We start from the raw sequence: 26,168 nt of genomic DNA on the forward strand, positions 1-26,168 counted from the left end.
CTGAAGAAGCGGGCGGTCCCCCTCCCCCGCTTCGCGAGGGAGGATTTTAAGAAGGCCGCTCACGCCAGTACCCCCGCATAGCCTTCGCGCTCGAGCTCGGCCGCGAGTTCCGGCCCGCCCGAACGAATGATCCGCCCGGCCGACAGCACATGCACGAAATCGGGCGCGACATAGCTCAGCAGCCGCTCGTAATGCGTGATCAGGATCACCGCCTTGTCGGGCGCACGCATGATCCGGTTGATCCCGTCCCCCACGATCCGCAGCGCGTCGATGTCGAGCCCGGAGTCGGTCTCGTCGAGGATCGCGAGCTTGGGGTTGACGATGCCCATCTGCACCATCTCGTTGCGCTTCTTCTCGCCGCCCGAAAAGCCGACATTGACCGGACGCTTGAGCATCTCGGCATCCATCGACAGCGCGGCGGCCTGCTCGCGCGCGAGTTTCAAAAACTCGGCGCCCGACAGCGGCTTCTCGTCGCGCCCGCGGCGTTGTGCGTTCAAAGCCTCGCGCAGGAACTGCACGTTCGACACGCCGGGAATCTCGACCGGATATTGGAAGCCGAGGAACAGGCCCGCAGCGGCGCGCTCGTGCGGCGCCATCTCGAGCAGGTCCTGCCCCGCGAACTCGACCGAGCCCGCGGTGACCTCGTAACCGGGCCGCCCGCCAAGCACATAGCCGAGCGTCGACTTGCCCGCGCCGTTCGGCCCCATGATCGCATGGACCTCGCCCGCATTGACGCTGAGCGAGAGGCCCTTGAGGATTTCCTTGCCGTCGATTTCGGCGTGGAGGTCGGTAATTTTCAGCACGTTATTTCCCAAAAAAATGTAGCAGCGCGAACAGGATGCCAATCGTCGCCGCACCTTGTCCGACCACCCAGGTCACTAGTCTTGCCTCGGTTGCTTTCAGATCGCGCTGAACTTCCATGCGCAGCTTCTCGAGGTCGCCGTGTAGCGTATCGTCACCGAATTTCAGCTCCAGCCGGAGCTTCTCAAGGTCGGCTCTTAGTTCCAGCTTCACCCGCTCGAGGTCGGCTCTTAGTTCCAGCTTCACCCGCTCGAGGTCTGATTTCGTAGCAACCTCATCGTCGAACAGCCCAGCCAGCGCCATCGCCTGTTCGTCGGTGAAAGCCGGCTTGAGCCTGAGAACGTGCGCCATCGACATGAGCTTGAACTCCCTCCACCGACACCCGGGGTTACCCCACGCTGCCCTCCAGAGAAATCCCCAGCAATTTCTGCGCCTCGACCGCAAACTCCATCGGCAACTGCTGCAGCACTTCCTTGGCGAAACCGTTGACGATCAACGCCACCGCCGCCTCGGAATCGAGCCCGCGCTGCATCGCGTAGAACATCTGGTCGTCGGAGATCTTCGAGGTCGTCGCCTCATGCTCGATCTGCGCCGACGGGTTGCGCACCTCGATATACGGCACGGTATGCGCCCCGCACTGGTCGCCGAGCAGCAGCGAATCGCACTGGGTGAAGTTGCGCACGCCCTCCGCGGTCGGCGCGACGCGCACCAGCCCGCGATAGGTGTTGTCCGAACGTCCAGCCGAAATCCCCTTCGACACGATCGTCGAGCGCGAGCCCTTGCCGAGATGGATCATCTTGGTGCCGGTATCGGCCTGCTGGCGATTGTTGGTCACTGCGACCGAATAGAACTCGCCGACGCTGTTCTCGCCCGCGAGCACGCACGACGGGTACTTCCAGGTGATCGCGCTGCCGGTCTCGACCTGCGTCCACGACACCTTCGAATTCTTGCCCTGGCACAAAGCGCGCTTGGTGACGAAATTGTAGATCCCGCCCTTGCCGTTCTCGTCGCCGGGGTACCAGTTCTGCACGGTCGAATATTTGATCTCGGCGTCGTCGAGCGCGACGAGCTCGACCACCGCCGCATGCAGCTGGTTCTCGTCGCGCATCGGCGCGGTGCAGCCCTCGAGATACGAGACGTACGAACCCTTGTCGGCGACGATCAGCGTGCGTTCGAACTGGCCAGTATTCTCGGCATTGATGCGGAAATAGGTCGACAGCTCCATCGGGCAGCGCACGCCCTCGGGAATGTAGACGAAGGTCCCGTCGCTGAAGACCGCGCAGTTGAGCGTCGCGAAATAATTGTCGTGCTGCGGCACGACCTTGCCGAGCCATTTGCGCACCAGATCGGGATATTCCTTGATCGCCTCGGAGATCGACCGGAAGATCACGCCCGCGGCCTCCAGTTCCTTGCGGAACGTGGTCGCGACCGAGACGCTGTCGAACACGGCGTCGACCGCGACGCGGCGCTTGGGCTGGCCCTCGGCATCGAGTTCCTCGACCCCGGCGAGCATCTTCTGCTCCTCGATCGGGATGCCGAGCTTCTCATAGACGCGCAGGATCTCGGGATCGACCTCGTCGAGCGAGCCGAGCTTTGGCTTCACCTTGGGCTCGGCGTAATAATAGGCGTCCTGATAGTCGATCGGGTCCATCTGGAGCTTGGCCCAGTCGGGCGCCTCCATCGTCAACCACAGGCGAAACGCCTTCAAGCGCCAGTCAAGCATCCACTGCGGCTCGCCCTTCTTGGCTGAGATGAAGCGAACGGTGTCCTCGCTCAGCCCCTTGGGGGCGAAGTCCTGCTCGATGTCCGAATGGAAACCCCATTCGTACGTCTTGCTGACGGCTTCATAGGCTTCGGCGTTCTTGGTGGCCATCAGATCGTCTCCGCCGCGATGCGGCTGTCTAAATTCTCAGCCGCAAAGCGGCTCTCAAAAGTCTCCGAGTCTCCGCGTCTCCGCGTGAATCCAATTTTGTGTTCACGCGGAGACGGGGAGACGCGGAGAAGAAGCGGGTAAGGCGCTGCGCGCCTTTGATTCGTCATGCCGGGATCCTCGACAGGCTCGCCAGCGAGACGCCGTCGAGCGCGCCGCGGACCGCGCCGTTGACGACGTTCCAATGCGGCTTGACCCGGCAATCGCCCTCGAGCGCGCAGTCATGCCGCGCCTCATCGACGCAGGTGGTCAGCGCGATCGGTCCCTCGATCGCCTCGATGATGTCGGCGAGGCTGATCGCCGCCGCCGGCCGCGACAGGCGGAAACCGCCGCCCGTCCCGCGCGTGCTCTCGATCAGCCCACCCGCCGACAGCCGGCTGACGAGCTTCTGCACCGTCGGCAGCGGCAGTCCCGTCTCCTCGGCGAGCATCGTCGCGTTGAGCCGGCCCACGCTGCCGCAATGCCGCGCGGCGGCGGACATCATCACGACGGCATAGTCGGCAAGGCTGGAAAGACGCATCGGCTCCAATCAGATCAATTCGATCGGATTGCAAATGGGCGTACGGACGGCCCGGGTCAACCCCGGATCGCCCGAGCGGCGCGCGTTTACGTCCGGCTGATCAGCGGGCTGACGATCCCGTCGAGTGCAGTGCGGTGCGTGATCGTCAATTGCGGCAGGATACCCGGATTGGCACGGATCTGCCCCGGGGTCAGGCCAGTGAACTGCTTGATCTCGCGGATCATGTGCGATTGATCGTAAAAGCCGCGATCGACCGCATCGCCGACGCTTTCCTCGGCCGCGACCAAAGCGACCGCAGCGCGCAGCGCGCGATATTTGCGCGCGAGCAATTTGGGCGGGGCGCCGTAGAGCGCGTTGCATTTGCGCTCGACCTGACGGCGCGACAGGCCGGTCGTGGCGAGCAGATCCTCCATGTCGGGCGAAGGACTCGCGGCGAGCCATGCGTCGACCGCGCGCACGAACCCCATTGCGCCGTTGGTGCATTGGCTTTCGGCGCTGCGCACCAGGTCGCGGACCAGCCCTTCGCCGACGGCCGCGCGCGCGGTGATCCCCTGCGCCTTGCGCAACGCTGCGGCGGCGACTTGCAACCGTCCCGCGCCGAACAGGCTGGTCGCGTCGATCACGCGGTTGAGCAGGGTCGAGGCATCGGTGCCGATCATCGCCGCCCAGCCGACCGGCGTGAGGCCCATGCCGAACACCGCGATCGGCCCCTCGGCATGGACATGGACCGCGCCACTCGTCGGCCCGATCACATGGAAATCGGGCGAATCCTGCGCGGTGCCATCGGGAAAGCGATACTGCGCGCGACCGGGCAGGAGCCGGAAGCGGATCTGCGCATTATCGGCCCGCTCGACATCGTCGAACACCGCGACATCGGCGTAAAAGTCGTAGAATAGAGTAATATAGTCGGCGAGATCCGCTATCGGCACGGCATAGTCCAGCCGAATGTCCCCCACGATCGCGCGCCCCCTTTACTTGATGGCGAGCGTATCGCGTTCGTCCCATAAAGAAAAGTGGGCTGGACGGCGAACCGGCCAGCCCAAGGAAGGAAGCGCCAATTTGATGCTTCCCGGGTCGCACTTCCTCTTACGACGATCTGGCGCGATCTGTATTGGATAGACTCGCCAGCCTGCGTACCGCCGCATCTGGCATGTCGCGAGGAGGCCGGCGGTCGTTCCGGCTTTGACGCACGCGCGCTGCGCTGCCATCACGCGGCCATGCTGTTTCCCCTGCTCCGCCCCGCGCTCTTCGCGCTCGATGCCGAACGCGCGCATGAGATGACGCTCAAGCTTCTGGCCACGGCGAGTCGCGCCGGCGTCGGATTGGACCAGGGTCCGGCACGTTTGCGCACGACGGTGGCCGGACTCGACTTCGCCAACCCGCTCGGCCTTGCCGCGGGGGTCGACAAGAATGGCAGCGCGATCGACGGCTTCTTCGCGCTCGGCTTCGGCAGCGTCGAGATCGGCACGCTGACCCCGCTGCCGCAGGCGGGCAATCCTAAGCCGCGGCTGTTCCGGCTGGTCGAAGACCAAGCGGTGATCAACCGCATGGGGTTCAACAATGGCGGCATCGCCGCCGCCTTGCCGCGCGCGGTAGCGGCGAAGCGGCGCGGCGTGCTCGGCGTCAACGTCGGCGCCAACAAGGACGCGCCCGACCGCGTCGCCGATTATGCGCATGGCGTGGCCGCCGCGGCGCGCGTCGCGGATTACGTCACCGTCAACATCAGCTCGCCCAACACGCCGGGCCTGCGCGACCTGCAGCACGGCAACGAGTTGCTCGACGTGCTCGCCGCCGCCGACGAGGCACGCCGCGCGCCGATCGAGCGGCCGCGGCTGTTCCTCAAAGTCGCACCCGATCTGGATCCGTCGGCGATCGACTTCATCGCGCGCGCCGCTGCCGCGCACCACGTCGATGCGCTGATCGTCAGCAACACGACGATCTCGCGCCCAGCGCTGCGCTCGGCGCACGCGGGCGAAACGGGCGGCCTGTCGGGCGCGCCGCTGGCGGGCCTCGCGCGCCAGCGGCTCGCGGATTTCCGCGGCGCGACCGGCGGCGCTATGCCGCTGATCTCGGCCGGCGGGATCGACAGCGCCGACGAAGCCTATGCCCGCATCCGCGCCGGGGCGAGCCTCGTCCAGCTGTATACGGCTTTGGTCTATCACGGCCCCGGCCTCGCGCAGCGCATCCTGCGGGGCCTGGCGAAGCGGCTCGCCCGCGACGGCTTCGCGACCGTCGCCGACGCGGTCGGCACGCACGTCGGCTGAACGCCGGCTTCGCGCGAAGACGGCGCGCGCGCCGATCGCGTTCTTGCCTGTGCGGCGCAGCGCGCTACGGTCGAATCATGACCAGACCGCTTGTTGCTTCGCTGCTACTGCTGATCGCGCCCGCCACCGCGGATGCCGGACGCGCAGCCCCCACCCAGCCGGCCGCGCTTGGCATGGTCAGCGCAGCCGACCCGCGTGCCGCGGCGGCAGGCGCCGAAATCCTGCGCAAAGGCGGCAGCGCGACCGACGCGGCGATCGCGACGATGCTCGTGCTCAACGTCGTCGAGCCGCAGAATAGCGGGATCGGCGGGGGCAGCTTCATGCTCCATCACGACGCGGCGACCAACGCGCTCGCCGGCTTCGACGGGCGCGAGGCGGCGCCGGCCGCAGCCGACGCGAAATGGTTCTACGGCGCCGACGGCAAGCCGCTCCCGGTCTTCGCGGCGATCCCCGGCGGGCGCAGCGTCGGCGTGCCGGGCAACCTCCGGATGATGGCGCTGGCGCATCAGCGCTTCGGCAAGCTGCCTTGGGCGACGCTGTTCGGCCCCGCGATCAAGCTCGCGCAGGACGGTTTCGCCGTCAGCCCGCGACTGCACAACGGGCTCACCAATTTCGGCCGCCACATCGACCCCGCAGCCCGCGCGCTGTTCCTCGACGCGGATGGGAAACCGCTGCCGGTCGGCACGCTGCTCAAGAACCCGGCGCAGGCCGAATTGTTCGGCGCGATCGCAAAGAACGGCCCCGACTATTTCTACAAAGGCGCGGTCGCGCAGAAGATCGTCACCGCGGTCAACACCGCGGCGCAGAACCCGTCGAAGATGACGCTCGCCGATCTTTCCGGTTACCGCGCCAAGGAACGCCCGCCAGTCTGCACGAAATATCGCATCTACAAGGTCTGCAGCATGGGTCCGCCCTCGTCGGGCGGGATCGCGGTGCAGATGATCCTCAAGCAGCTCGAGCGCTTCGACATGGCCGGGCTCGGCAAGGACTCGCCCGTCGCCTGGCATCTCTTCGCCGAATCCGAACGCCTCGCTTATGCCGACCGCGACCTCTATCTCGGCGATCCCGACCTTGTCAGCATCCCGATCAAGGGCCTGCTCGATCCCGCCTATCTGGCCAAACGCTCGGCGCTGATCTCGCCCGAGCACAGCATGGCGAGCATTACCGCCGGCACCCCGCCCGGCGCACCTAAGCGCACGCTCGCCCCCAATGCCGACGTTCCCGGCACGAGCGACCTCGTCGCGGTCGACAAGAAGGGCAACGTCGCCGAGGTGACCACCACGATCGAAAGCTATTTCGGCTCAGGGCTCTCGGTCGATGGCGTGATGCTCAACAACGAGCTCACCGATTTCGACTTCATCCCCGCCAAGGACGGCTATCTCGTCGCGAACCGCGTCCAGGGCGGCAAGCGTCCGCGCAGCTCGATGGCGCCGACGATCGTCTATGGCCCCGACGGCAAGGTCCGCATCGCGCTCGGCGCGGCGGGCGGATCGACGATCATCGCGCAGGTGGCGAAGGCGCTGGTCGCCGTGCTCGACTGGAAGCTCAGCGCGCAGGATGCGATCGCGCTGGGCCTGCTTTACGCGCCCAAGCTCGACGCCGCCGCCGAGAAGGGCACCCAGCTCGATGCGATGGTCCCCGCGCTCGAGGCGCTCGGCGAGCATATCCAGATCGCGCCATTGGGTCTAAAAGCCAATGCGATCGAGCGCGTCGGCGACGCCTGGGTCGGCGCCGCCGATCCGCGCAGCGAAGGCGTCGCAGTGCGCGAGGACGGCCAGACCACGCAGATCGTCCGCGCGGGCGCGCTGCCCCGCCCCGCCGAATAAAGCGTTACCCCCCGCAGCCGAACACGGCGCGCCCTCCCCGGGAGAGTGAGTATGTCAGACGTCCGCCGCCTCGAACATTTCCCCAACCTCGTCGCGATGTTCCTCGCGCGCGCCGCCGAGAAGGGTGACGCGCCCTTCCTCTGGCACAAATCTGCCCCGGGGGCCGGCGGCCGCTGGGTCTCGCGCAGTTGGAGCGAAACCGCGCGCCAGGTCGCGAGCATCGCCGCCGCGCTGAAGGCGATCGGCCTCGCGCCCGGCGACCGCGTGATGCTCGTCAGCGAGAATCGCCCCGAATTCTGCATCGCCGATCTCGCGATCATGGCGGCGGGGTGCATCACCGTGCCGACCTACACCACCAACACCGAACGCGACCATATCCATATCCTCGAGAATTCGGGCGCCAAGGCGGTGATCGTCTCGACCGCCAAGCTCGCCCGGACGCTGCTCCCCGCCGCGATCCGCGCGAGCACCGCGCAGATCGTGATCGGCATCGAGGACCTGCGCGCCAACCAGGCGGGCGCGCTCGAATTTTACCAGTGGGACGCCTTGCTCGCCACCCATGCCGCCGACCCGTCGAGCATCGCTGCGACAGCGACGCGCGACGACACCGCCTGCCTGATCTACACCAGCGGCACCGGCGGCAGCCCACGCGGCGTGATGCAGCATCATGGCGCGATCCTCCACAACGTTCAGGGTTGCTGCACGATCATCTCGGAGGATTTCGGCTGGGACGACGAGATCTTCCTGTCGTTCCTCCCGCTCAGCCATGCGTACGAACATACCGGCGGACAATATTTCCCGATCGGGCTCGGCGCGCAGATCTATTACAGCGAAGGCCTCGACAAGCTCGCCGCCAATATCGAGGAGGTCCGCCCGACGATGATGATCGTCGTGCCGCGGCTGTTCGAGCTGCTCCGCACGCGCATCTCGAAGGCGGTCGAGAAGCAGGGCAAGCTTTCGTCCTATCTGCTCGCCCGCGCGCAGGCGCTCGGCGGCAAGAAGGCCGCGGGCAAGGCGGGCATGCTCGACAAGCCGATGGACTGGCTGCTCGGCGCGACGCTGCGCCCCAAGATCCAGCAGCGCTTCGGCGGGCGGATCAAGGCGTTGGTGTCGGGCGGCGCGCCGCTGACGCCCGAGGTCGGCACCTTCTTCGAGGCGGTCGGAATCACCGTGTTGCAAGGCTATGGCCAGACCGAGACCGCGCCGGTCATCTCGTGCAACCGCCCCAAGGCCGGGCTCAAGATGGACACGGTCGGTCCGCCGCTGCCCGACACCGAGGTGCGCATCGCCGACGACGGCGAGATCCTGGTGCGCGGCGAGCTCGTCATGCACGGCTATTGGCGCAACCCCGCCGAGACCGCGCGCGTGCTGCAGAACGGCTGGCTCCACACCGGCGACATCGGCGTGATCGACGCGCAGGGCCGGATCCGGATCACCGACCGCAAGAAGGACATCATCGTCAACGACAAGGGCGAGAACGTCGCGCCGCAAAAGGTCGAGGGGATGCTGACGCTCCAGCCCGAGATCGCACAGGCGATGCTGTTCGGCGACCGGCGGCCGTACATGGTCGCGGTCATCGTCCCCGACGCCGAATGGACCCAGCAATGGTGCGCGCGCGAAGGCGACGCCTGCAACTTCGCGCGGCTTGCCGAGAATAGCGAATATCGCGCCGCTTTGGGGAATGCGGTCGAGCGCGTGAACAAGGAGCTCGCGGTGACCGAGCGGATCCGCCGCTTCGTGCTCGCGGATGCGCCGTTCGCAATCGAGAACGAGCAGCTGACGCCGAGCTTGAAGATCCGACGGCACGTGTTGAAGGCGGTGTACGGGGCGCGGCTGGAGGCGTTGTACAAGGGGTGAGGTATCGGTTCAGGTGCGCGGCGACGCGGGCACCAGATACCCCCCCGATCGTCTTTCGCTTCGCATCCGACGTGGCTCGGTGCGTCACGGATAGGCCGCCAGGTTCAGTCCAACCGACCAAAAGCCTTCCACCATGCGCGCCGTCGCGCAGAGCGACCGAGAGATCCACGCACGACCATGGAAATCATCGCTCAGCAGAGGCGATGTTGGGCAATTTCGTCGAGGTCATGCGGCGCCGCCGACTCTCCTGATGGTCGCGTCGATGCTTACACTAAGCAGCGTCAGACTTCCGTCCCCACACTCTACGGCTGCAAAAGCAGCAAGTCCGCCGCTTCCCTAGCGTCCTTCAGAAGCGTGTTACGCGGCGCGCCGATCTGCGCATGCATCGTCAGACCGCGCGCAAGGTCGAGGACCTGGCGCGCGCGCGTGGTGACAGGAAAGTCAGCCGGGATTTCTCCCGCGCTGATCCCGTCGCAAAAACGGCGTTCCACGAGCGCGAGGCCGCCAGCCGCGGCGTCCTTCAGGAACTGCCGGACTTCCGCGTCATCGACGAGCGGCGCTACGCACACCATCAGGCATCCCGGGACGGCCCCTTCCTCGGTCGCAATTTCGACGGCATGCCGCAGGAAGCCAGCGATGGCATCGCGAAGCGCGGGCGGCGAGAAGAGCGCCTTTGCGGCACCCGCGCCCTTGCGCTCGGCATAGGCGCGGAGGACGCGCAGGAACAGCGTCCGCTTGTCCCCGAAGACCGAATACAGGCTTTGCCGTCCCACGCCCATGCCCGCGATGAGATCGTCGATCGCTACACCGTCATAGCTTTTCGACCAGAAAATCTGCGTCGCCTTTTGCAGCGCTTCGCTCTCGTCGAAATTTCGCGGGCGCCCTCGCGGCCTGCTCGAATTTGTCAGCATCTAGTCCAAAAATCCTTGACCGCGTCAATCGCCACCAATATATACGGAAGTAGTCCAGAATTAGCAAGCTGTCCCCCCGGGCTTCTGACCCGACCTTCTCTGAGCGTGGAATCAAATATGAGACAGTCAATCGCTCTCGTCACCGGCGCCACGTCCGGGCTCGGCTATGCGGCCGCCCGCTTGCTCGCGGACGGGGGTTGGCAGGAGGTCATCGTGACGGGGCGCAGCCTGTCCACGACCCAGGAAACGGCTGCTCAGCTCGCGTCGGAGACCAAAAAGCGGGTGTTCACGCCGCTGGCGCTTGATCTGAACAAGGCCGCCACCGTCAAGTCGGTGATCGCCGAGCTCGTCAAACGCGGTCGGCCGATCGATTTTCTGCTGCTCAATGCCGGATTGGTCCCGACCAAGCAGCGCGTGATCACTGCGGAGGGGGTCGAGGCTTCTCAAGCCCCGCTGGTCGGCCATCATGAACTGGCCGTCGGCTTGCTCAATGCCAATTTGCTGAGCCCCGACGCGCGGATCGTCATCACCAGCGCGGAGCCCGCCCGCGGGGGTGTCCCGATGTTCAAATATACCGACCTGCCGGCGTTCGCGGCAAAAGATTATGCGGGCGACTATACCGCGGCGGCCGAAGCCCTGATCCGCAGCGGACCAGAGGTGAAATACTCTCCCAACACGGCGTATGCCGATGCGAAGCTCATGATCGCGTGGTGGGCCGCGGCGCTGGCGCGCCGGCTCCCCGCCGGCATGGCCGTCTACGCTGTCTCGCCCGGTGCGTCGAACGCCACCAATGTCGCGCGAAACGCTGGCCCATTGTTGAAGTATCTGATGATTCCGATCGTGAACCTCATTCCCGGCATGAATCAGGCGCCGGAAGTCGCGGCCAGCCGCTATATCCAGGCGTCGGCGTTCGGCACCGACGTTTCGGGGCAATTCTTCGCGTCGGCCATGGGGAAGTTTTCGGGCCCGATGGAAGTGCAGCTTCAACCACACCTCCTCGATGGCGCCAGTCAGGAAGCCGCCTGGCAAGCCGTCGTCAATGTCACGGGCGTCGATTTGTCGCACCCGGAATGGTTGCGAGCGGTGTCCGGAACGAGCGCCGGCCGCGGCGCGCTGGCCGCCAACGCGAGTCCGCGCCCGCGAGGCTAACCGCCACAACGCCGCGAGCCGCTCGGCAACGGTGCGAGGACCATATCATAGCTATGATCAAACTCATCGTCGCCTGGCTTCCGGTCGCATTGGGCGTCGTGATGATCGGGACTGGCGCGGCCAACTTCGCCGGCCCTCCCCTGGCGCTGAAGAATTTCGCGCTGTGGGGCTATCCGGCCGGCTTTCACCGCGTCGCGGGAAGTCTGGGCGTGATGCTCGGCGTCCTTCTCATCGTTCCGGTGACGGCGCGAGTCGGAGCCATCGGGAGCACCATTTTCATGCTGGTCGCCATCGCGACCCTGATCCGCAGCCGCGACTGGGGCCACCTGCCGGGCGCTGCGGTCCTGATGGCAGCTTTGGTGGCGGCGATCGTGATCCAACATCGCGCATAATATCACCCAAAACCGTCAAAAATTAGCAACGCAATCCTAACCTTGCGAGGGAATTTCTACATGAAACGGTACCAAGACAAAAAGGTTGTGATCATCGGCGGCACCAGCGGCATGGGGCTCGCAACGGCAAAGATGCTGATCGAGGGCGGCGCTCGCGTTCTGGTGACGGGTCGCTCGCAGGCCGGTCTGGACTCCGCGAAGCAAGCGCTTGGGGCGGACGCCATCGTGGTTTCGAGCGATGCTCGGTCGTTGACCGACATCGATGCTCTCGCCGCTCAGGTGAAGACCGAGTTCGCCACGATCGACCTGCTGTTCGTCAACGCCGGCTTCAGCATCCCGACGCCGCTCGCGAACGTGACGGAGGAGATCTATGACGAGATGTTCAACCTGAACGCCAAGGGCCCGTTCTTTGCGGTCCAGAAGCTCTCGCCGCTGATCAATCGGGGCGGCGCAGTCGTCCTCACGACGTCGATCGCCAACGTCAAGGGTCTGCCGGGGCAGGCTACGTATGGAGCCGCCAAGGCTGCGCTGCGGTCCTTCGCGCGCGTCCTCGCGACCGAGCTGTTGCCGCAAGAAATCCGCGTCAACGCGGTGTCGCCCGGCCCGATCGACACGGGCATCCTCGACAAAGTGTTCCCGACCGACGAGATGCGCACGCATGTCAAGGAGCACACGCTCACCATGATTCCCATGAAGCGCTTCGGCACGTCGGAGGAGATCGCGAAGGCCGTCCTCTTCCTCGCGTTCGACGCGACCTTCACGACCGGCCTCGAGATTCCGGTCGACGGTGGCTGGTCCCAGCTCTGAGATCGATTCGGCGGCGTGGGGCCACCCTCGCCGCCGCTTCCCCGGCCCGTGATCGCGTCCACGGCGAACCATTCGCAACCTTAGCCGGTGGGGCTTCGCCGCCCTTTCACGTATCGGTCCTGCGCGGGAGGTTACATCTTGTAGCTGAGACGAACGTAGCCGAACTGTCCGGGCACGTCATAGGTCGTCGGGTCAAAATTGTTCAGGCTGCAACTGCTGCAGGCCGGCGGATCTTGGTTGAACAGATTGTTCACGCCGACGGTCAGCGAAGTGCGCCGTTCCATCCAGGACGGCGAGAAGGCGAACTGGACGTCGCCGTAGAAGCGGCTGCCAAGCCGGTTCGCGCCCGCATTCTCGGTCACGCCGCTGATATAGCGGCCGGTGAAGGACGCTGCGAAACCGCCAATCGACCAATCGATCGTGCTGTTGCCCTTGAACTTCGGGAAAGCCTGATCGGGGCTGCCGCGCTCGGTGCCAACCCGCTCGATCACGACAGCGCCGTTCGACGCGGTCAGCGTGTACTTCAACAGCCAGGTTGCATTGGCCGACAGGCCGAATACGCCGAAGCCTGTTTCCGGCGAGCGGTAGCGGAAGGTCGCGTCGATCCCGCGTGTCTTGATCCCGTCCAGATTGTCGAGCGTCGCGTCGATTTCGTTGATGAGGCCGTTGCCGGTACGAATGACCTGCGAACAGGCGGTCGGATCACCGAGCAGCGCGCAATTGTTGAGCTTCACGTTGGCGTCGAGGGCGGCGATCGCGTTGGTGACCTCGATGTCGTAATAGTTGACCTCAAGGCTGAGCGCGCGGGAGAAGCCGCTCGTCCGTGCCCATGCCGGCGAATAGACGGCGCCAAACAAGAGGCTGCGTGATCTTTCCGGCTTCAGCTTGCGATTGCCCTTGGTCAGCACCGGTAGCTGCCCGCCCTGGTCCTCGGCGTAGCTCCCATTCGCCGGCACGCCATTGGCGATGCAATTGGCGCGGACCGTCGCATTGCTCTGGAACAGGCCACCTGCCGCGCTGGTGCAGGGGTCGTTTGCGGGGAGATCGAACCGCGAGCGATCGCCGAACAGCTCGCCAAGGCTCGGCGCGCGGAAGCCGGTCGCGTAGGAGCCACGCAACAGCAGATCCTCGACGGGCTTCCACAGGCCGATCGCGGTGTAGGTCGTGCTGCCGCCGCTGATCGAATAATCGGCATGGCGGACCGACCCGTTCACTTCCAGCGAATTGAAGAATGGCCGATCCTTCAGCAGCGGGATGCGAAGCTCGCCGTAGACTTCATTGGAATAATAGCGGCCTGAAGCGGGCTTCGACGGGATGTCCGCGCCGAGCCCGGCGGCGATGATCGGATCGGGATCGAAGCTGCCGATCTGGATACGATGCTCATAACCGACCGCGAAGCCGATCGGGCCAGCGGGCAAGTCGAAAATGTCGCCGCTCAGGTTGGCGGTGTAATCGTAGAGTTGCTGGTTGCTCTTATCGCGCTCGGTGAACCCGATGTAGTTGAGCATCGCCGGCGTGATCGATCCCGCGCCGCCGAACAGGTTGAGCGGTACGCAGGCGCCGGTGCATTGCGCGACCGGGCCGAGCGCGAGCGCGACGCGGTCCGCACGAAGGTTGCCGGTGAAGCTCTGGTGCGCGTCGTTCACACCGAAGGCCGCAGTGGCGTCCCAATACCATTTGTGTTCGCCGACCGTGAACGAGCCGTCGAGCGTGGCCGAGCCGGTGAACGTGTCAACGCGCTGGTCGAAGGTGCGCTGACCGGCCTCGACGACGCGGCGGGCGATGAAGCTGTAATTCTTGTTGGGGCCCGATCCCTGCAGCGTCACCCCGAATGGATTGTACGGGTTGCTCGCGTCGACCGACAGCGTGTCGAACACGCTGCCCGCGCCGTTCCCTGCGTCGGGGCCGATGAACAGCGGCTCGAACGCCGCCTGGTTCTCCGAATTGCGACGGTTGTACGCGGCCTTTACGCGCAGGTTCACGCTCGGGCTGAACGCCTGTTTGAAGCTGAACCACGCACCATACCGCTCCGACGGCGTCAGGATGTAGTTATACGGCGCGAAGTTGAAGCGATCGGCGGCGGTGAACGTCCGCAGACTGGCAAGGGTGGGGTTGTTGTTGGGCGGATTTGCAATCGTGAAGTTTCCGAACGCCAGACCCGGAATCGGGCCTGCGTTGGTACGGGTATCGAAGCGCCCGTTCACCGCCGCGCTGCTGCACCCGCCGACCGGATCGGTACAGGCGGTCTGCCCAGGGTTCGGGAACAGCGAGATCGATCGATTGCTCGAGCGCACCGCTTCCTGCTTCACATAGGTTCCGCCAAACACGAAATTCGTGGTCGGCCCCTTAATGCCGTAGCTGAGCGCGTAATCCTGCGTGTGGCCATCGCCCTGGCGGAACGTCCCGAACTGCGCGGAAGCTCGCAGCCCGACCTGCTGTGCAACGGTGATGACGTTGACCACGCCAGCGATCGCGTCCGACCCGTAGAGCGACGACGCGCCCGACTGGAGAACCTCGACCCGGTCGATCATGTTGGCGGGGATGGTGTTGAGGTCGACCGTAGCGGGGATGCCGCTGCCGCTCGTGCCCGGCACATACCGGATCCCGTCGACCAGCACCAAGGTGCGTTTCGAACTGAGGTAGCGCAGGTCGATTTCGGCCGAGCCCGCCCCCACGCCGCCGCCGTCGGGCGGGTTGCCGAGATTGCCGCTGTTGTTGACCTTGCTGTTCAAACCGCCGCTCGCGCTGGGGATCCGCTGGAGCACGTCGGCGATCGACGACAGGCCCGTCTTTGCGACGGACGATTGGTCGATGCGCACTACTGGGCTTTCGTCGTTGAGCGGATCGCGACGGATGCGCGACCCCGTGACGACGATATCTTCCGAGCTGGCGTCTTGCTTCGGCGTGGGATCCGCCGGGAGGACTTGCGCGTGAGCCAAAGTAGGCTCGAACAACAGCGCGGATAGCACCACGCCGCAATGCAGTATCGCTTTGAAAGTCATTTTATTCCCCCTGGAAGCTCATCAAAAGTGATCCTACCGGTTGAAACTGGCAATGCCGAAATGCCGCTGGGCGGCGTTGCTCGTCGCGAAATGTTACGAACTGTTGCCGTAGCGCAACAAGACTATCGCATTGCAAAACGGTGAAGCTGACGTCGAAGCAGCGCAAAAACTAGGCGTGCACGGTCGGTCATCATGGAGCCTATTGCCGGTCATCAGAGCTATCGCATCGGCACGACGTTACAATGGCAAATGATCAGGCGCGCGATTTGCGTCCGATAGTAACTATGGCGAACTGAGCCGGACGTAGAAGGTCACGGGCGTCAACGAACGTCGGCTTTCGGGCGCTCGGATCATATTGGGAAAATGGCCAGTGAAAGACTGGCTTTGGTTCAGAGCCTTTCAGCCCATCTCAAGTGCGGCCATTCGCTCATCAACGTATCAACTTCGATTGGTCGGACCAGAGATCGCGCAGACGCGGCCAAAGCGGCACGGTCGCTGCCTATGATAGCGGTCGACCACCGGCCTCGGCTGTCGGTACCGTACGCCGTGGCGGCATCGCCTCACGATTCGTCTTCGGGCACTGCCCCAGGATTGATCGGCACGTCCCTGCACCAAGCAGGTGGAATATTGAAAAGCGCACAGATGTAGCAGTGGCGCGCATGGCTATGGTCGCTATCCAACGACGTCGCTCCCGATGCCCCCGGCAAAAGTTCATGGTAGAAGTGCCTGGAAAACGAGGGTGGCACACGTCGCGCTTGCAACAGCGCGACGCCATACCAAGCGATCTGATCTCCGTCGCCGCTGAAACACCACGCCCTTGCCACAGAGCGCCCGAAGCCCGAAGCCGAGCCATCATGCGTTGCCTCGAGGTATCCCAATGCGCAAACTTCTGATCATTCCCGCGGCGCTCGTCGTGACCGCCCCAGCCGCAGCGCACGACGCGCCCTCACAGATCCTGACGACGCCAGAGGCCAGAGACGATCTGACGTACGCGCTTCCACAGGTCGCCCGCGTCACGCATGTCGATCTTGATCTGACGGCCGACTTCCCCGCACGCGTCATGCGCGGGACCGCGGCGCTCGACATACTCGCGGCGCCAGGTGCCACCGAGATCGTCCTCGATGACAACAAGCTGGTCATCGCCAAGATTACCGATGCGGCCGGCAGGTCGCTGAAATGGTCGGTGGGACGGTACTCCAGCTACAAGGGTGCGCCTTTGACCGTCCAGATCGGGACGGCGCGGCGCATCGTCATCACCTATCAGTCCGATCCAAGCGCGAGTGCGCTCGGCTGGTTGTCGCCGCCGCTGACGGCAGGCAAGGTAAAACCCTACCTTTTCAGCCAAGGCGAATCGATCAACAACCGGAGTTGGATACCAACCCAGGACAGTCCCGGTATCCGGCAAAGCTGGTCGGCCAAAATCACCGTACCGTCGGATCTCGTCGCGGTGATGAGTGCGGAACGCCTGACCCCGGCGGGAGAGGCGGCCGCGCCCGGCTGGCGGAGCTACCGTTTCCGCATGGACCACAATGTCCCGCCATACCTGATCGCGCTGGCGGTGGGCGACATCCGCTTCACGTCGATCGATCGCCGTTCGGGCGTCTATGCTGAGCCCAGCGTGCTGGCGCGCGACGCCGCCGAGCTTTCGGATACCGGTAGGATGGTGACCACGGCGGAGCGACTGTACGGCAAGTATCGCTGGGGCCGCTACGACGTGTTGGTCCTCCCGCCGTCATTCCCGTTCGGGGGCATGGAGAATCCGACGCTGACGTTCGCGACGCCGACGATTATCACCGGCGACAAGTCGAACGTCGATGTCATTGCCCATGAGCTGGCACACAGCTGGTCGGGGAATCTCGTGACGAACGCTACCTGGTCCGACTCTTGGCTCAACGAGGGCTTCACGACCTATTTCGAGAACCGCATCGACGAGGCGCTTTATGGCAAGGAGCGCGCCGCGACACTCGCCGATCTGCTGTGGGACAACCTCCAGCGCGATCTCCAGGGCGCACCGAGTCCTGAAGCGACGCGGCTGCACGGCAAGCCGGAAGGCGTCTACGGAGAGCTGGACTACACCAAGGGCTCGACGTTCCTGCGGACGATCGAATATGCCGTCGGCCGATCCCGCTGGGACGCCTATCTCACCGGCTATTTCGAGCGCCACGCGTTTCAACCGCAGACCACGGCGGGTTTCCTAACGGATCTGCGCGCGACTCTGATCAAGGGTGATGCCGCGCTCGAAGCCAAGCTCGATCTCGACGAATGGGTCTACGGAATCGGACTGCCCGCCAATGCGGTGCACGTCCGCTCCGCAACGCTGGCGAAGATCGACGAGACGCTCGCACGCGTGTCGGGCGGCGCCCCGATCGCATCGATCGACACCTCGCGGTGGTCGACGCAGGAATGGCTGCGCTTTCTTAACGGCCTTCCGCGCCGCCAAACCGCTGCCCGGCTGGGTGAGTTGGATCGCACCTTGAAGCTGTCGACCTCGGCCAACGCCTACATCCGTTCCGCTTGGCTCGTTCTGGCAATCGGCAATCGATACGATCCGGTGATCCCCTCGATTGCACAATTCCTTCCCAGTGTCGGCCGCGGCCTTCTTATCCTGCCCGTCTATCGCGCGCTGATCGCGCAGGCCGATTGGGGGATGCCGATCGCCCGGCAAGACTATGCGCTCGCTCGGCCTGGCTATCACCCGACCATCGCGTCCGCGATCGACGGGATATTGAAAAGCGGGTCGACGCCCCCGTGATCACCGCCAGCCGAACGCACAGCAGCCACTGGTGGCGTGAACGTGGTTCCCCACAGCCATTCCCCGACGAAGGACCGCCGCTGGGTCACGATCGCCTGCATCAGCGATAAGATCTTCGAGCGACTCCTTAAGGCGATGGGAGAGCCGGAGGGTCGCGGTGCGCACCTCTTCTGCCGGCAACCCGTCATACCGCGCGCGGCCGGTCAACGGACTGTCGAGGTGAATGTCAGCCGCATGGAGGAAACGAAACGTACGCATCTCTTTCAACTATCGCCATTTGTTGGCAGCTTGGAAAAAGGCGGCAAAGGGACATCGATCATGACGGCACCGGACGAGACGATTGCGCCGCGATTCGCCGGCGAAGTGCTGATCGAGGCGGTGGTCGCACCTAAGCTCAGTTTTGCCACGCATCAGAACGACGTCCCCGTGCTGCACGAGCTGAAACTGCTCAACCTCGACGATGCGCCGATTGAAAACGTGCGGCTCAGCATCGAATCCGATCCTCCGGTATTCGCGCCCCGCGAATGGCAGTTCGATCGGATTGCGCCGGGCGGCGAGGTTCGCGTCACGCAGCGCCATCTACCGCTCAATGCGGCCTTGCTGCTGCACCTGAGCGAAGCGATCCGTGCGACGGTGACGCTGACCGCGCGGATCCACGGTGTGGAGCACAGCATCGCCGAACGCCGCATTCCCGTCGAGTTGCTCGCGCGCAACGAATGGGGTGGCGCGGGGGCGATGCCGGAACTGCTGGCGGCGTTTGCGCTGCCCAACGATCCCGCGGTCGGTCGCCTCCTGAAGGCGGCGAGCGACGTGCTGCGCCGCGCCGGCAAGCCCGACGGAATCGAGGGATACCAGTCCAAGTCGCGGACACGCGTCTACGAATTGGCATCCGCGATCTGGTCGGCCGTGTCGGGGCTGCGCCTGACCTACGCCGAACCGCCGGCCAGTTTTGAGCAAGCGGGCCAGAAGGTCCGCACACCCGGTCAAATCGTGGAGGGGGGTCTCGCCACCTGTCTGGACACCGCGCTGCTATTCGCTGCGGCGCTCGAACAGGCGGGGCTCTATCCGGTGCTGATCGTCACCGAGGGGCACGCGTTTGCGGGGCTTTGGCTGCAACCGCAGGAATTCGCGACCTTGCTCGTTCCCGATGCCGCCGCACTGCGCAAGCGGATCGCGCTCGACGAACTGCTGGTGTTCGAAACGACGCTCGCCACCGGCGCCGCGCCCGCTGGCTTTGCCCGCGCGATCTCGGCTGCAAAACGGCTGATCGACGAAGACCATGAAGCCACCTTCGTGACGGCGATCGACGTTAGGCGTGCGCGGATGCAGCGCATTCGACCGCTCGCGATGACCGATACCGGCGGCCCTGCCCGCGCAGCGACCGAGCCGGCGGTCGATCCCGCGGGGGACGCCTTGGAAGCGGCACCCGCCCTGCCCGACTTCGATCTTGGCGAGGCCCAGGCGCTGCCGACCAACGCCGAAGGACGGCTCGAGCGGTGGCAGCGCAAATTGCTCGATCTCACGACGCGCAACCGCCTGCTCCACGTCAAGCCCGGCGCGACCGCGATCCGTCTGCTGTGCCCCGATCCCGCGCGCCTCGAGGACGACCTCGCCGACGGCAAGAGCTTCCGCATCGTCGGCGAGCCCGATCTTGCCGGGGCCGCCGGACGCGACGCCGCGCTGCATACCGAACGGACCGGCGTCGTGCTCGACGAAGCCTATGCCCGCGCGGCGCTCGATCGCGGCGAGCTGTTGTCGCCAGGCGAGCCCGCCAAGCTCGATGCGCAACTCGTCGAGCTCTACCGCAAGGCGCGGCTCGATCTTGCCGAGGGTGGTGCGAACACACTGTTCCTCGCGATCGGTTTCCTGGTGTGGAAGAAATCGGACTCCGACGCGAGCCAGTATCGCGCACCGCTGATCCTGCTCCCGGTCAAGCTCGATCGCCGCAGCGTGCGTTCGGGCGTGAAGCTCACGATCCATGAGGACGAGCCGCGCTTCAATCTCACGCTGCTCCAGATGCTGCGTCAGGATTTCGAGCTCGACATCCCCGAACTGGCCGGGCCGCTGCCGCAGGACGCCTCGGGCATCGACGTGCCGCGCGTCTGGACGATCGTCCGCCGCGCGGTGCGCGACATGGCCGGGTTCGAAGTCGTCCCGGACGTGATGCTCGGCACCTTCTCCTTCGCCAAATATCTGATGTGGAAGGATCTGGCCGATCGTACCGATGCGCTGAAGGCAAATCCGGTCGTGCGCCACCTGCTCGACTCGCCGCGCGAACCCTATCCGTGCGACCTCCAGCCACCGCGCCCCGATGCACTCGACGGCGAGGTGACGCCCGCCGATCTGTTCACCCCGCTGCCGGCCGATTCGTCGCAGCTCGCTGCGGTGGTCGGCTCGGCGCGCGGCTGCGATTTCGTGCTCGACGGGCCGCCCGGCACGGGCAAGTCGCAGACCATCGCCAATATGATTGCGCATAATCTGGCACTGGGGCGCAAGGTGCTGTTCGTCGCCGAAAAGCGCGCCGCGCTCGAGGTCGTGCATCGCCGCCTGGTGGCGCATGGCCTCGGCCCCTTCTGTCTCGAGCTCCACAGCAACAAGGCGTCGAAACAGGATGTTCTGCGCCAGCTCGACGCGGCGTGGAGCACCAGCGAAGCCTCGCCGCACGCCGAATGGGAACGCCGCGCGGCTGAGTTGAAGACGAGCCGTGATGGCCTCAACCGGCTGGTCGCGGCATTGCACCGCCGCCATCCCAATGGCCTGACGCTCTATGCGGCAATCGGCCGCGTCGTTCGCGATGGCGCGAAAGGCGGCGCGCTACAGCTCGATTGGCCCCGGGAGGTCCATCACGACGCGGCGACGCTCGAGGAGCTGCGCGAGGCCGCGCGCCGGCTCGACCTGCTGCGCCCCGCCGATCCGCAGCAGCCCGCGCTGGGTACGGTGGGCCGCACCGAATGGTCGAACGCATGGGTCGCCGAGCTGCTCGCGGCGGCGGCGACGCTGGCCGCGGCCGCGGAAGCAGCGCAGACGCAGCGCGCGGCGCTGATCGGCCTGCTCGGGATCGATCTCGGCGCAGATCGGCACGGGTTCGCGGCGACCGCGGATCTCGCGCGCGCACTCACCAGCGCCGCAGGGCTCGACCTCGGCTTCGCGTTCGCGCCCGACGCCGCGCGGACGATCGAGCACGCGCGCGCCGCCCTGCCGCTGATCGAGGAATATCGCGGGGCGGCGGCAACGCTGTCGATCGCGCTGACCAGCGATGCGATCGCGACGCTGCCGCTCGATACGCTCGACGCCGATTGGACCGCGGCCAAGCATGCGATATGGCCGCTGTCGATTTTCCGCAAGAAAGCCGTGACGCGGCATCTCGACCCGCGCGGTGCGGCCGATCTCGACGTCGAATTGCCGCGGCTGCACACGCTGCAGGACGTCCTCTTACGGCTGGAACCGTTTGTGGCGGCGGCGGCGGGCGCACCCGGCTGGGCCGGTGTCGATACCGACGGCAAGCGGCTCGCGGCGGTGCTCAGCGCCGCCGAAGCGCTACGCCGCGCGATCGTCCACGCCGCCGATACGCCCGACCGGCTCGTCGCGCTGCGCGCCAGCCTCAAGCGGATCGTGACCGAGACCGCCGAGCTGCTCGGTCCAGACGCGGCGGTCGGGCGCACGCTCGGCGCGTTCGTCGCGGCGCACGATCGCTTCGAAGGCGCGCTCGAAGCATTCCAGCGGGTCGCGGCGTCGCCCGCGCCGATCGACGACCCCGATCTCGTCGGCGCCGCCCGCGCGATCGCCGCCGGCATCGCAGCGCACGCCCCGCAACTCACCGGCTGGACCGCATGGCGCCGCGCCGGACAGGCTGCGTTCGACCTTGGCCTCGCGTCGCTGGTCGCGGCGATCGAGACGGGCGCGATTCCTCCCGGCGCCGCGGCGGAGAGCTTCGAGCTCGCCTACGCCCGCTGGTGGGCCGCGGGCGCGATCGACGCCGAGCCGGTGGTGCGCGACTTCACCCTGGCCGAGCAATCCGATGCGATCGCGCGCTTCCGCGATCTCGATCGCCAATTTGCCGACCTCACCCAAGCCTATATCCGCGCCAAATTGTCCGGCGCGATCCCGCCCAAGGACGCGCAGACCCAACCCCCCGGCTTCGGCACCCTCGCCCACCAACTCAAGCTGCAGAAGCGCCAGAAGCCCGTACGTCAGCTCGTCGCCGAGATGGGGCCGGCGCTGACCACGCTCTCGCCCTGCTTGCTGATGAGCCCCTTGTCGGTCGCGCAGTTCCTGCCGCCCGAGGCCGCGCAGTTCGACCTCGTCATCTTCGACGAAGCCTCGCAGATCACCCCGTGGGACGCGGTCGGCGCGATCGCGCGCGGGCGCCAACTCGTCGTCGCGGGCGATCCCAAGCAGATGCCGCCGACCAGCTTCTTCGGACGCGGCGCGGGGGCCGAGGACGACGACAGCGAGGTCGAAAGCGACCAGGAGAGCATTCTCGAGGAGTGCCTCGGCGCCCGCCTGCCGCAACGCCGGCTGACCTGGCATTATCGCAGTCGCAACGAGAGCCTGATCGCCTTTTCCAATCACCGTTATTACGACGGCGACCTGATCACCTTTCCGGCGCCGGTCACGCAGGATGCCGCGGTTTCGCTGCGCAGCGTCGCTGGCGCCTGGGCACGCGGTAAGGCGCGCACCAATCAGATCGAGGCGGAGGCGATCGTCGCCGAAGTGGTCACGCGCCTCACCGACCCGGACTTTGTCGACGAGCGCGGCCGCCCGCTCAGCATCGCGGTCATCACGCTCAACGCCGAGCAGCAGAAGCTGATCGAGGATCTGCTCGACCGCGCGCGCCGCGGCCGCCCCGAACTCGAACCTTTCTTCGCCGAGGACGCGGCGGAACCCGTGATCGTCAAGAATCTCGAGACGGTGCAGGGCGACGAGCGCGATCTGGTGTTGCTCGGCATCGGCTATGGCCCGGAGACGCCCGGCGCGCCGGTGATGGCGATGAATTTCGGTCCGCTCAACCGACAGGGCGGCTGGCGCCGCCTCAACGTCGCGATCACCCGCGCGCGGCGCGAAATGGTGGTGTTCGCCTCCTTCCCGTCCGATCGCATCGACCTCAACCGGACGAGTGCCGAAGCGGTGCGCGACCTCAAGCATTTCCTCGAATTCGCCGAGCGCGGACCGCGCGCGCTGGGCGAAGCGGTGATGGGCTCGGTCGGCGGCTTCGAGTCGCCGTTCGAACAGGCGGTGGCGCACGGGCTTCGCGCGCGCGGCTGGGCTGCCGTGCCGCAGATCGGCGTGTCGCGCTTCCGCATAGATCTCGGCATCGTCCACCCCGATCGCCCCGGCGATTATCTCGCCGGCGTCGAATGCGACGGCGCCTCGTACCACAGTGCCGCGACCGCACGCGATCGCGACAAGGTGCGCGAGGGCGTTCTTGCCGGGCTCGGCTGGCGGCTGGCGCGCGTCTGGTCGACCGACTGGTGGCACGACGCGCCCGGCGCGCTTGATCGTCTCGACGCGTCGCTGCGCGCGATGCTGGCGGAAGCGCGCGAGCAGGACGCGCTCCGCAAAACCGAACGAGCAGCCGCCGAACCACCGGCGGATCCCGGCGGGACTGAGGGCCGTGAGGAAACGCCCGATACGACACCGGACGAGGCATCCCAGACGCTCGACCTGGGCGGCGATTACCGGCGCACTAGCTTTGCCGACCTAACGAACCTGATCGAGCCGGAGCGTTTTCACGAGCCTGCCTATACCGCGGCGCTGCGGGAGATGATCGGTCGCGTGATGGCCGCCGAGGCACCGATCCGTGACGACTGTCTTGTCGAGCGGATCGCACGCGCGCATGGCTTCCGGCGCTCGGGCAGCGCTATCCGTGATCGTTTGATGACGCTCGCGCGCGCCCTCACCCACGCGACGCGCGAGCCGGACGGCGCGACCTTCCTCTGGCCCGACAGCGTGGCGCCCGGCGCATGGGACCGAGCGCGCTATCCGGCGACGAGCGAGGACATACGAACGCTTGAGGAAATAGCATTGCCGGAACTCACCGCCGCACTGCGTGCTTGTTCGGGCGACGACCCCTTGGCGGGGGCCGCGCGGGCGCTTGGCGTGCGTCGCCTGAGCGCAGCCGGCCGTGATCGCCTCCGTCGGGCGGTACCCGCGACCGGTCATCTACGATGAGTGCGCGTTTGGGGCGCGTGAGAGCGACGCGCGGCGGCGCCAGCGGATCGGTATTTCGTGCGGACGGCGAGTAACGTTGGTACTTGGCAGGCGCCGTCAATCGAGGCGCACCTCGACCTCGGTCTCCGCGCCATCCCACTTCCCCGTAAGTCCAGGCACTTCGTCAAGTTGCCTTAAGGCGCCAAAGCGCCCGCGTTCCTCGCGATACCGAACGATCTCGAAACCGTGACCCTTGAGTTGCGAAACAGCGTCCAGTTCCTGGGCAGAGGCGGTGTTCAGATCGATCATGTCGCACCAGTGTAGCAGCGGCGGGCATTCGGCAACGCCTGTTCGGATTTGACCGATACAGAGCGCTGATGAAGTGCGGCGCAGACCCGATGTGGACGTGACCCAATCGCAGACGTCCAGCGCAACATTATCGCGACCTGAAACCGGCGCTCGTTCATCTCGCTCGCGAAGCGTCGCCGTCCGGCAAACCGCGATAGTTTCTGTAGGGTCAAGTGTCGCTTAGCCGCACTAAGCCGTAAGCGTGGCCCGAGCTCCACCTTGCCGGACGCTCCGCCGACGGCCTGATTGCCGCTCTTTGAGCAGAGCATTGATGTCAGACGAGATCGTAGAGTCAGCGGGCGAGCGGGCGGGCGGCCATACGAGTGGCCGGGTCGTACCATCAAGCCGTGGGATCGAACAGATAGGCTCAGGAGTCGTTGAGCAGATCCAGAAGATGACGGTGGCGAGCGAGAGGGCGGAGGAGAACCGTGGGGCATCGATCGTAGCGGGTGGCGACGCGGCGCCAGCCCATGAGTCGGCCAGATCTTCGTTGCGCGGTAGAGATTTCCTTTAAAGGCGAACTCTTAATAAGCGCTCTAACCTCCCGCTTACACCCAAAACCGTTTGGCCGCTTCGCCGATGATCTTGGCCGCTAGCGCCGCCACGCCCGTCAGCTGGCGACTCCGCCCTAGCAGCACGTAGTCGACCGCTCCCAACGCTGGCAATCCTGCCTCGATACCGATCGCGCGCAGCTCGTGCGGCGGGACATCCAGCAGCACCGGCGATTGCGCGGATATGCCCAACCCGGCCTGAAGCCCCGACCAGATCCCGGTCAGCGTCTCGCTCGAGCAGGCCATTCGCCACGGCAGCCCGGCGCGCTCCAGCGCCTGCAGGGCGAGCGCGGTGGTGATGCTGCCCGATGGATACACCACCAGCGGGATGCGCGCGTGCCGATCCACGACGAAATCGCGATGCGCGATCCAGGCCATCTCCTCGCGTTTGATCAACACGCCGCGTTCGTCGCCGTCGCGACGCTTTGCCAGGATGAGATCGAGGCGGCCGTTATCGAGCTTGGGATACAGCATGCTGGTCAGACCGACCGTGAGATCGATCTGCAATTGCGGCTGTTCGTGGGTCAGGCGGCGCAGCAATGCGGGCAAGCGGGTGAGCGCGAGATCTTCCGACACTCCGAGACGAACGCGCACCTGTTCGGTCGTGCCCTCGAAATAGGCTCTGGCCTGAGTGTCCAATGCGAGCGTCTCGCGGGCGAAGCCCTCCAGCACGGCGCCGTTGGGCGTGAGCGTAACGGCGTGCGTGTCGCGCAGGATCAGCTGTTGGCCGGTCAGCCGTTCGAGGCGGCGGATGTGCTGGCTGACCGTGGGTTGGCTGATGCCCAGCGCTTCGGCCGCGCCGGTAAACGAGGCCGCGTCGATCACGGCGAGGAATGTGCGGACGAGGTGCAGTTCGAGCAGCATTCCAAATCCGAATAGCAGTTATAGCGGGCGCGAGAAGACTACGC

17 protein-coding genes and 1 pseudogene are annotated in these 26,168 nt (G+C 65.8%); 8 read left to right on the forward strand and 10 right to left on the reverse strand.

The features are described from left to right. Window positions 1-59 precede the first annotated feature (59 nt). From sufC to RH90_RS18170, 5 genes are all read right to left on the reverse strand, one after another. Entirely contained in the window at window positions 60-803 is a 744-nt protein-coding gene (gene sufC, locus RH90_RS18150; RefSeq protein ID WP_010187770.1) for a Fe-S cluster assembly ATPase SufC, read from the reverse strand. Window position 804: 1 nt separating this feature from the next. Further along, window positions 805-1,158: a hypothetical protein gene (locus RH90_RS18155; protein WP_010187773.1), complete on the reverse strand. Its 354-nt coding sequence runs from the start codon at window positions 1,156-1,158 to the stop codon at window positions 805-807. 31 nt (window positions 1,159-1,189) lie between these two features. Then, complete coding sequence (sufB, locus tag RH90_RS18160) at window positions 1,190-2,674, reverse strand: Fe-S cluster assembly protein SufB (RefSeq protein WP_010187775.1); 1,485 nt, start codon at window positions 2,672-2,674, stop codon at window positions 1,190-1,192. A gap of 163 nt (window positions 2,675-2,837) precedes the next feature. Beyond that, window positions 2,838-3,251 (reverse strand): SUF system Fe-S cluster assembly regulator, encoded by a 414-nt coding sequence (locus RH90_RS18165; RefSeq protein WP_010187783.1) that lies wholly within the window; start codon window positions 3,249-3,251, stop codon window positions 2,838-2,840. Between the two features lie 86 nt (window positions 3,252-3,337). Continuing rightward, a complete protein-coding gene (locus tag RH90_RS18170; RefSeq protein ID WP_010187784.1) occupies window positions 3,338-4,207 on the reverse strand; it encodes a helix-turn-helix domain-containing protein in 870 nt (289 codons plus the stop codon). A 261-nt stretch (window positions 4,208-4,468) separates the two neighbouring features. Here RH90_RS18170 and RH90_RS18175 point away from each other — a divergent pair, with 261 nt between their 5' ends. The 3 genes from RH90_RS18175 to RH90_RS18185 all read left to right on the forward strand — a co-directional run bounded on the left by RH90_RS18175 (window position 4,469) and on the right by RH90_RS18185 (window position 9,198). After that, on the forward strand, window positions 4,469-5,515 hold the full coding sequence (locus tag RH90_RS18175; protein ID WP_010187785.1) for a quinone-dependent dihydroorotate dehydrogenase: 1,047 nt from the start codon (window positions 4,469-4,471) through the stop codon (window positions 5,513-5,515). Window positions 5,516-5,592: 77 nt separating this feature from the next. Next, on the forward strand, window positions 5,593-7,341 hold the full coding sequence (ggt, locus tag RH90_RS18180) for a gamma-glutamyltransferase (RefSeq protein ID WP_010187786.1): 1,749 nt from the start codon (window positions 5,593-5,595) through the stop codon (window positions 7,339-7,341). Between the two features lie 51 nt (window positions 7,342-7,392). Continuing rightward, on the forward strand, window positions 7,393-9,198 hold the full coding sequence (locus tag RH90_RS18185) for an AMP-dependent synthetase/ligase (protein ID WP_010187787.1): 1,806 nt from the start codon (window positions 7,393-7,395) through the stop codon (window positions 9,196-9,198). 302 nt (window positions 9,199-9,500) lie between these two features. Here the strand turns inward: RH90_RS18185 and RH90_RS18190 are convergent, their stop codons facing one another. Then, a complete protein-coding gene (locus tag RH90_RS18190; RefSeq protein WP_010187792.1) occupies window positions 9,501-10,109 on the reverse strand; it encodes a TetR/AcrR family transcriptional regulator in 609 nt (202 codons plus the stop codon). Between the two features lie 117 nt (window positions 10,110-10,226). Between RH90_RS18190 and RH90_RS18195 the strand changes: the two genes are divergently transcribed. Genes RH90_RS18195 through RH90_RS18205 form a run of 3 tightly spaced genes read left to right on the forward strand, consistent with a single transcriptional unit; the run spans window position 10,227 to window position 12,457 of the window. Continuing rightward, window positions 10,227-11,258 (forward strand): SDR family NAD(P)-dependent oxidoreductase, encoded by a 1,032-nt coding sequence (locus RH90_RS18195; protein ID WP_010187794.1) that lies wholly within the window; start codon window positions 10,227-10,229, stop codon window positions 11,256-11,258. A 53-nt stretch (window positions 11,259-11,311) separates the two neighbouring features. After that, window positions 11,312-11,650 (forward strand): DoxX family protein, encoded by a 339-nt coding sequence (locus RH90_RS18200; RefSeq protein ID WP_010187795.1) that lies wholly within the window; start codon window positions 11,312-11,314, stop codon window positions 11,648-11,650. A 60-nt stretch (window positions 11,651-11,710) separates the two neighbouring features. Next, window positions 11,711-12,457, forward strand: coding sequence for an SDR family oxidoreductase (locus RH90_RS18205; RefSeq protein ID WP_010187796.1), 747 nt, complete (start codon window positions 11,711-11,713; stop codon window positions 12,455-12,457). A 131-nt stretch (window positions 12,458-12,588) separates the two neighbouring features. Here the strand turns inward: RH90_RS18205 and RH90_RS18210 are convergent, their stop codons facing one another. After that, window positions 12,589-15,459, reverse strand: coding sequence for a TonB-dependent receptor domain-containing protein (locus tag RH90_RS18210; RefSeq protein ID WP_010187797.1), 2,871 nt, complete (start codon window positions 15,457-15,459; stop codon window positions 12,589-12,591). A gap of 877 nt (window positions 15,460-16,336) precedes the next feature. On the opposite strand from RH90_RS18210, the gene RH90_RS18215 reads away from it, so the two are divergent. Both RH90_RS18215 and RH90_RS18225 read left to right on the forward strand, forming a co-directional pair. Further along, complete coding sequence (locus RH90_RS18215; protein ID WP_010187798.1) at window positions 16,337-18,211, forward strand: M1 family metallopeptidase; 1,875 nt, start codon at window positions 16,337-16,339, stop codon at window positions 18,209-18,211. Window positions 18,212-18,529: 318 nt separating this feature from the next. Next, window positions 18,530-24,382 carry a DUF3320 domain-containing protein gene (locus tag RH90_RS18225; protein ID WP_010187801.1) on the forward strand — a complete coding sequence of 1,951 codons (5,853 nt, stop codon included), beginning with the start codon at window positions 18,530-18,532 and terminating at the stop codon, window positions 24,380-24,382. 96 nt (window positions 24,383-24,478) lie between these two features. Here the strand turns inward: RH90_RS18225 and RH90_RS18230 are convergent, their stop codons facing one another. The 3 genes and pseudogenes from RH90_RS18230 to RH90_RS18240 all read right to left on the reverse strand — a co-directional run bounded on the left by RH90_RS18230 (window position 24,479) and on the right by RH90_RS18240 (window position 26,124). After that, a complete protein-coding gene (locus RH90_RS18230; protein ID WP_010187803.1) occupies window positions 24,479-24,670 on the reverse strand; it encodes a helix-hairpin-helix domain-containing protein in 192 nt (63 codons plus the stop codon). Between the two features lie 423 nt (window positions 24,671-25,093). After that, window positions 25,094-25,190: pseudogene (locus RH90_RS23560) on the reverse strand (IS5/IS1182 family transposase); the annotation flags it as partial. 67 nt (window positions 25,191-25,257) lie between these two features. Beyond that, window positions 25,258-26,124, reverse strand: coding sequence for a LysR substrate-binding domain-containing protein (locus RH90_RS18240; protein ID WP_010187808.1), 867 nt, complete (start codon window positions 26,122-26,124; stop codon window positions 25,258-25,260). Window positions 26,125-26,168: the final 44 nt, after the last annotated feature.

This window comes from Sphingomonas sp. PAMC 26605 (assembly GCF_000241485.1).
GTDB lineage: Bacteria > Pseudomonadota > Alphaproteobacteria > Sphingomonadales > Sphingomonadaceae > Sphingomonas.